This window comes from Actinospica durhamensis (genome assembly GCF_018139695.1).
Lineage (GTDB): Bacteria > Actinomycetota > Actinomycetes > Streptomycetales > Catenulisporaceae > Actinospica > Actinospica durhamensis.
This window is the reverse complement of sequence record NZ_JAGSOG010000362.1, coordinates 1-7286: the sequence shown is the minus strand read 5'-3', so window position 1 is coordinate 7286 and position 7286 is coordinate 1. Positions and strand designations below refer to the sequence as shown.

The following is a 7286-nucleotide window of genomic DNA, read 5'->3' as shown; positions in this document are numbered from 1 at the left end:
TCCCCGTCCCCCGCCCCGGCCGCGTCGTCGGCGGGACCCTGCTCGGCTGGTTCATCGTTGAAGTGTGCTGCGCTCATGACGGGGCACCTCCGGTTTCTACGACGTGGGTTCCGCGCACGTGGTCGACGTGCACGTTGGCGGCTGCGAGGTAGAGCGCGCCCTTGACCTGGAAGACGGTCATCTTCGGGTACTTGGACAGGATGCGCGCGCACAGCCCGGCGATGTAGGGGGTGGCGAAGCTGTTGCCCGTGGTCCGCAGGGTGGAACCGCCGAGCCAGCCGACCTGGACGTTGTTGCCCTTGGCGAAGAACTCCACCGGCGGGTTCGGGTTGTACAGGTGCAGGTCGGCGTCGTCCTCGCCGTGGCTGCCGACGGAGATCACCGAGGAGAAGCGCCACGGGAAGGATTCGACCGGGGTGTTGTGCGCCGAGGCGACGATCACGCTGCGCTGGAAGAAGGCCTGGTCGGTCAGCGCGCGCAGCTCGTCGGCGTATCGGGTGCGGGTGGTGGACAGGCTCATGTTGATCACGTCGAAGCCCTGCTCCACGGCCCAGCGCAGGCCGGCCAGCAGCATCGCGCCGGTGCCGGAGAACCGCTCTCCCAGTACCTTGACACTGTAGATCTCGCACTCGGGCGCGACCCGGCGCACCACGCTGGCGCAGGCCGTGCCGTGGCCGCAGGCGTCGTGGTGCTCGACCGGGCGCACGGCGAGCTCGGTCCCCTCCTTCACCACGGCCCAGGAGCCCTTGATCTCGCCGACCAGCGGGTGCTCGCCCTCGACACCGGAGTCCACGATGCACACCCGCACGCCGCGCCCGCGCGCGCCGCTGAACGCCGGGTCTGCGGCGCGGCTGAGCTCCTCGGCGGAGATGGGGATCTGGCCGTGGCCGCGCTCGAGCAGACGCCAGGTCAGCTGCGGGGCCGGGCTCAGCGCCGCGGCGCGGGTGGTTGCCGGGCCGCCCGCCACGGGCGTCGCAGTGGTCGAACCCGCTGCGGCCGGCGCGGGCGGGGCCGGGGGCGCCGCCGTGGCCGCGTGGGCTGAGGTCGACGGCGCGGCGGGAGGCGCCGCATCGGTCGGCGCGGGCCGCGGTTCCGCCATGCTCACCGTCTCGCTCCTCTCGCCGGGCGCGGCTCGGCCGCGTCCGCGGTGAAGGTGAAGTCCTCGAAGTCCTCGAGCCGCGCGTGGAACCGGTCCACGGAGCGGATGCCGGGCCGGTGGCCCTTGGCCTCGTAGCAGGCGCGGGCGCGGGCGATCGAGGCCTCGGCCTTGGCGCGCTCGCCGAGCCGGGCCAGGACCTCGGCCTCGTCGGTGGCGGCGACGGCCGCGAGCACCGGCGAGTCGGTGGACGCGGCGGCCCGCACCGCGCGCCCGGCCAGCGCGCGGGCCGTGTCCGCGTCGCCGGCGGCCGCGGCCAGCCGGGCGTGCAGGCCGTCCAGGTCCACCGCGTCGGATCGCAGGAGCCTGTCACCGCCGTCGGGCGAGCCGTCCGGGAGGCCGATCAGCTCGGCCGCCTGCTCGACCCGGCCGGCGTCGAGCAGCAGCCGGGCCGCCTCGCGGTCGATCAGGCCGACCTGGCCGCCGGCCCCGAGCCGCCGGGCCGCCGCGCGGGCCTGGTCGAGCAGCTCCAGCGCCCGCTCGGGTTCGTGCGCCGCGCCCTCGACCGCCGCCGCGAACATCGGCAGCACAATCTCCCCCTCGGCGAAGCCGAGGGACGCGGCGAGGGCCTGGGCCTTCGTCAGAGTGGCGCGGGCCGCCTCGAACCGGTCGTCGAGGGCGAGCAGCACGGCGGTGGGGCAGCTGAGGGTCAGCCGGGCGGCCGGGCGCGGACCGCCGTGTTCGGCCAGCAGGGCCTGGCAGCGCGCGAGGGCCGGGCCGACCGGTTCCGGGCCGCGCCACAGCGACATGCCGACCGCGCCGAGGGCCAGCGCGCGCTCGGGTTCCACCGCTGCCCGGGCCGCGTCGGCGAGGGCTTCCAGCAGCAGGTTCCCGGCCTGCGCGTGCTGCCCGAGCAACTGCTGTTCCTGGGCGATGCGGATCCGGGCGCGGGCGAGGCCGAGCCCGTCGTTCGCGGCCTCGAACACCGGCAGGGCCGCGCGGGCGGCCGTGGCCGCCGCGTCCACCGCGGCCTGCGGGCCGGTCGCCGCGAGCACCAGTTCGGCGTGGGTCGCCTGCAGCCGGTCGGCGGAGGTGAGCACCGGTCGCAGCAGCGCCCAGCCCTCTTCGGGCCGGCCGAGCGCGATCCGGGCCTCGCCGAGCTGACGGGCCGTCGCGTCCCGGCCGGGCTCGCCCTCGGCGAACAGTTTCAGGGCGCGCTCGAGCAGGTCGGCGGCCCAGGCCAGGTCGCAGCGCAGCAGGGCGCGGGCGCCGGCCGCGGCCAGGGCGCGGGCCGCGTCGGCGCGCAGCACCTCGTCCGCGTCCTCGGTCACGCCGAGTTCGGCGCGGTAGCGGTAGGCCTGTTCCAGGTGGCCGCCGACCGCCGCTGTCCACTCCGCCTCCGGGTACGTCGCGAGCACCCGGGCGGCCCGCTCGTGCCGCTGCGCCCTGGTGCGCTTCGCCATGGCCTGATACGTCGCCTCGTGGACCAGGCCGCTGCTGAACCGGAAGGAGTCGTTGCGGCGCGGGCCGGGGTCGGCGAGTTCCACCAGGCGCCTGCGGCCGAGCCGGGTGAGTGCGGGCAGCACGGCGCCGGAGTCGGCGGCGGTGCCGGGTTCGCCCGCCAGCGCGGCCAGGTATTCGACCTCGAACTCCCGGCCGAGGATCGCGGCGAGGTCGAGCGCCTCGCGCTCCTCGCCGGCCAACGCGTCGATCCGGGCGCCCAGCAGGGCCTGCAGGTTCGGCGGCAGCTGCGTCTCGTCGTCGGCCTCCTGCGCGGCGGCCAGCAGCTGCTCGAGATGGAACGGGTTGCCGCCGGCGGCCTCGAGCAGCGCGGCCCGGTCGCGCCGCGGTTCGACGCCGCGGTCGGCGAGCAGGTCGAGCAGTGTTCCGCAGTCCGCGCGGGTGAGTGCGGGCACGACGAGCAGCCGGTGGCCGCCGGACCAGCCGGGCCTGCGGTCGAACAGGTCGTGGCGGGCCAGGCAGACCGTCAGCACCGCGGCCCCGCGCAGCACGGACGGGAGCCCCTGGTCGAGCAGGTCGAGCAGCGGGTCGCTGGCCCACTGGCAGTCCTCGAACGCGAGGACCACCGGCGCCTCCCGCGAGACGGCGTGCAGCACCTCGCCCACCGCGGCCCGGGTGGCCTCGGGCGACGCGCCGGGCGTGCCGTCCTTGAGCAGTCCGGCTTCGAGCACTGCCAGGGCCTCGAGACCGTGTGCGGCTGCCGCGCCCGGGCCTTCGAGGACCCGGCGCAGGGCGTCGGCGAGCGGCGCGAGCGAGCCCTGCTCGCCATAGGACCGGCAGCGGCCGAGGCCCACCGCGAGCGGCCGTCCGGCCTGCTCCAGCCAGGCGCGCAGCAGCCGGGACTTGCCGATGCCGGCCTCGCCCAGCACCGTGACGGCACGCGGCCCGAGCCCGCCGCGGACCTCGTCGAGATCCGAGCGCAGGTGGGCGAGTTCGGTCTCGCGGCCGACGAACGGCAGGGTTTCGCGGGTCTCCGGCTCGGCCAGCGCGTCGCGGTCGCGGGCGAAGCCGAGCAGGCGGTAGGCCTCGACCGGCTCCTGTTTTCCCTTCAGCCGCAACGGTCCGGCGCTCTCCACCTCCATCGCCGTGCCCAGCGCGGCCCGGGTGAGCGCGCCGACGAGGATCTCGCCGGGGGCGGCGTTCTGCTCCAGCCGGGCGGCGACGTTCACCGTGTCGCCGGAGACCAGCGCCTGCCCGGCGGAGTAGTCGGAGCCGGCCACGGCCGGGCCGGTGTTCACGCCGATGCGCACCCGCAGCCGCACTCCGAGGGTGGGCTCGAGCCGGCTGTTGAGCTCGGCCAGCGCCTCGAGCATGCCGAGTGCGGCCGAGGCGGCGCGCTGCGCGTCGTCCTCGTGCATCACCGGCACGCCGAACACGGCCATCACGGCGTCGCCGATGAATTTCTCCACCGTCCCGCCGTGCCGGTCGATCTGGGCGCGCATCGCGGTGAAGTAACGCAGGGTCGCGCCACGCAGTGTCTCCGGGTCGAGCCCCTCGGCCAGTTCGGTCGAGCCGACCAGGTCGCAGAACAGGACGGTCACCAGCTTGCGGGCGGCCGGGGCGGCGGCGCTCGGCGCCGGGGCGCCGCAGGACGGGCAGAACCGGGCGCCCGAGGGCATCGCGGCTTCGCAGGACACGCAGTTCATCGGTCACTCCTCCTTCCCGTCCGTGGCCGCTCCGGCGCCGAACGGCGCAGAGCCCTGGTTCGCGTGGTACAGAACCCTGACCGGCTCAGAACAGGGTGGCGCCGGCCAGTTCGCCGTGCGCCTGGACCTCCGGCGCGGCCTCGTCCATCCGGCTCTTGATGTCGGCCAGCAGCTCGAACTCCTCCTCGGTGAGCTCGAGCAGGACCTCGCGCTGCTCGTCGGAGAGCAGGCTCAGGTCGAATCCGGCGGCGATCAGCTGCGTCTCGGTGCGGCGGCCCTGGGTCATCGCGTGTCCTTCCATACGTGGGCGGTCCGGAGGATGTGCTCGTAGAGGGCGATCAGACCGTGGGCGGTGTGCAGGCCGCTGAGGGCGACGGCGCGGGCCTGGCCGTCGGACAGGGGGAGCGCGTCGAGCAGCCGCAGGACCGCGTCGGTGTGCCCGGCGTCCAGTTCGACGTGCTCGCGCAGCGTGCGCAGGGCCGCGTCGGGCACCTCGGCGCAGGCGGCGATCCGGCCGGGGACGCCGGAGCGGGGGGCGGTGGCCTCCATCACGGCGATATATCCGAGCACTGTCACGGGGTGGTAGTGCTCCAGCCAGTAGTACTGCGGGCCGACCAGCCGGGCCACCACCGCCGGGGGCGGGGCTTCGCGGTCGGGGGCGGCGCCGAGCAGCTCGAGGTCCTCGCGCAGCCAGTCGTCGTGCCCTGATTCCTCCCGGGCGTGCGCCTCGAGGTAGCGGCGCAGCGGCACGGCCACCGGATCCCCGTCCGGCGCATGCGCGCACAGCGCCGCGGCCCGGAGCATCAGCGGCACGGAGGAGCGGGTCACGTCGTACATGACCTCGAGGTAGACGCGGTAGCGCTCGGCCAGTCCGTCGGTCTGCCACAGCCGTGCGGTGACGGCGTCGAGGGCGGGCCGGGCCAGGTCGAGCCGGGCGCGCAGCAGCGTGGAGGCCGACGGCGCGGCGCGGCGCGCGGTCGCGTGGGCCATGGTGGTCACCGCGCCCTCGCGTGCACGAGCGCGGCGTGCCGGCCCGAGGCGTGCCGGCGCAGGAAGTCCTCGGCCCCGGCCTCGACCTGCCGCCGCGCGGACTCGAGGTCGAGCAGCCGCCCGGCCGGGCCCGCGGCCAGGCGCACGGCGTCGTGCCCGGCCAGCTTCGCCGGGTCGAGCGCGCGGCAGGAGACGCAGTGGCCGAGCGGGAGGTCCGCGCTCTCGCGGGGTGCGGTCAGCCGGGCGAGGTATTCGGGTCCTGTCGTGCGGATCAGCCGGAGCATCGGCGAGGCCAGCGCGGCGGCCTCGATCCGTTCCCAGCCGTCCTGCGCGATGTGTCCGAGCCGCAGGTGCGCGGGCACGGGGCGGCGGTCGACCACGATCTGGTTGCAGCAGGCGAGCACGGTGCCGTCGGGCGCGACGACCGGCCAGGCCGCCATGGCGCAGGGCAGCGTGCGCGGGCGGGTGGTGGCCGGTTCCGCCGAGACCCACAGGGCGGCGCGTCCCACCGGACGCAGCGTGCTCGCGAGGATCGGCACCGCGCCGTCGAACGCACGGTGCACGTCGTGCGCGAGTTCGTCCAGGTATCCGTCCTCGGATGTGGCTCCGATCGCGTGGATGCTCGCGGCCGTCCCGCGCTCGAGGACGCGGTGGAGCAGGCGGAACGCGCTCGCCCTTGGCACCTCGCGTTCGTGGAAGGCGTCGATGCTCACGGAGAAGTGGTCCACGGCGTCGATCACGTCCCGGATCGGGTCGGCCAGGCCCTCGCGCACGGCGAAGAACGCGCCGGTGAGCACCGCGGTGCGGGTGCCCGCGGCCTGCGCGCGCCGGGCCAGCTCGACCACCAGTCCGGGCCGCAGCAACGGTTCCCCGCCGGTCAGCATCATCACCCGCGGCGCGTGGCCGGCCTGGAAGGACCCGACGAAGCCGGTCAGCGCAGCGGCATCAGGCTCCTGACCCGTGGGGGTGGAGGAGGCGGAGCAGTGCGCGCAGCCGAGCGGGCAGCGGTTGGTGACCGTGACGAGCAGGCCCGCGCCGGGAACGGGCCGCAGCGACACGAGTTCGTCGAGTTCCATCGGCCCTCCCTGCGAGGCTGTGGGCGTCCGCCGGACGCGGTCGAGCGGCCCGTTGCGATCAGTGTGCGTGGGTCTGCTTGCGGTCCGCTTAGGCACCGGTTCGGCAGCGGTAAAACGGCAGCTCACACCCGGGTTCGCGGAGGGCGTCGAGGGGCCGGCGGAGCGTGCGCGGGCCCCGCGGCGGCGGCGCGGCGCAGGCCGAGGGCCCGCGGCCCGCGCTGATACCGCCCTCTTACCGGCGGCGAACCGCTGCGACGGCGCCCGGCCTTAGCGTCGGAGACGTCAGCGTCGAGGGCGGCACCCCGCCCGACGCTCGAGACCACACTCGAGACCAACCAGGAGGTCCCTCATGAGCAAGGACATCGAGCCCACCGAGCAGCCCGAGGCCGAAGAGGGCGCGGAGCAGGTCCTGCCGCTGCAGGAGACCGAGGAGTCGGACGTCGAGGCCCACTCGGCCGTCAGCGAGGCGGGCAGCACCGTCAGCCTCGCCGCCTGCGCCTGATCCCGGGTCTCCCCCACCCGGCGACGAACGCGAGGAGGCCGCGATGGGCAACGAGAACGAGCCCGCCGAGCAGCCCGCTGCCGACCAGGCCGCGGACGAGGTCCTGCCGCTGCAGGAGATCGAGGAGGACGACGTTTCGGCGCACTCCATGAGCACCTCGTCCGTCGCGGCCTGTGAGATCACCACGGCCTGAGCCGGCCTGAGCCGGACCGAACCGGAACCCGCCGTCCCCGCACACCCAGCCAGGAGGCCGCGATGAGCAAGGACATCGAGCCCGCCGAGCAGCCCGCTGCCGACGAGGCCGCGGACGACGTCCTGCCGCTGCAGGAGATCGAGGAGGACGACGTCGCGGCCCACTCGGTCGTCGTCAGCACCTCGAGCGTCGCCGCCTGCCAGGTCGACTAGGCCTGAGCCGGACCCGCCTTCCCCTTCCCCGCACACCCACCCATCAGGAG

8 protein-coding genes are annotated in these 7286 nt (G+C 75.3%); 3 read left to right on the top strand and 5 right to left on the bottom strand.

Annotated features, from left to right (window positions below):
• Positions 1–73: 73 nt before the first annotated feature.
• The 5 genes from KDL01_RS37425 to KDL01_RS37405 form a co-directional block, all read right to left on the bottom strand.
• The gene (locus KDL01_RS37425) at positions 74–967 is read right to left on the bottom strand and encodes a S8 family peptidase (RefSeq protein ID WP_438802014.1); all 894 of its coding nucleotides are present in this window, start codon (positions 965–967) and stop codon (positions 74–76) included.
• A gap of 134 nt (positions 968–1101) precedes the next feature.
• Positions 1102–4263: an adenylate/guanylate cyclase domain-containing protein gene (locus tag KDL01_RS37420; RefSeq protein WP_212533457.1), complete on the bottom strand. Its 3162-nt coding sequence runs from the start codon at positions 4261–4263 to the stop codon at positions 1102–1104.
• 85 nt (positions 4264–4348) lie between these two features.
• Positions 4349–4549: an aroma-sacti cluster domain-containing protein gene (locus tag KDL01_RS37415; protein ID WP_212533456.1), complete on the bottom strand. Its 201-nt coding sequence runs from the start codon at positions 4547–4549 to the stop codon at positions 4349–4351.
• Entirely contained in the window at positions 4546–5253 is a 708-nt protein-coding gene (locus KDL01_RS37410) for an iron-containing redox enzyme family protein (RefSeq protein WP_212533455.1), read from the bottom strand. The genes KDL01_RS37415 and KDL01_RS37410 overlap by 4 nt, the downstream gene beginning before the upstream one ends.
• A gap of 5 nt (positions 5254–5258) precedes the next feature.
• Positions 5259–6329, bottom strand: coding sequence for a radical SAM protein (locus KDL01_RS37405; protein WP_212533454.1), 1071 nt, complete (start codon positions 6327–6329; stop codon positions 5259–5261).
• A 349-nt stretch (positions 6330–6678) separates the two neighbouring features.
• Here KDL01_RS37405 and KDL01_RS37400 point away from each other — a divergent pair, with 349 nt between their 5' ends.
• The 3 genes from KDL01_RS37400 to KDL01_RS37390 all read left to right on the top strand — a co-directional run bounded on the left by KDL01_RS37400 (position 6679) and on the right by KDL01_RS37390 (position 7236).
• Positions 6679–6831, top strand: a complete 153-nt coding sequence (locus KDL01_RS37400) for a hypothetical protein (RefSeq protein WP_212533453.1) — start codon at positions 6679–6681, stop codon at positions 6829–6831.
• 43 nt (positions 6832–6874) lie between these two features.
• The gene (locus KDL01_RS37395) at positions 6875–7024 is read left to right on the top strand and encodes a hypothetical protein (RefSeq protein ID WP_212533452.1); all 150 of its coding nucleotides are present in this window, start codon (positions 6875–6877) and stop codon (positions 7022–7024) included.
• Between the two features lie 62 nt (positions 7025–7086).
• Positions 7087–7236, top strand: coding sequence for a hypothetical protein (locus tag KDL01_RS37390; RefSeq protein WP_212533451.1), 150 nt, complete (start codon positions 7087–7089; stop codon positions 7234–7236).
• Positions 7237–7286: the final 50 nt, after the last annotated feature.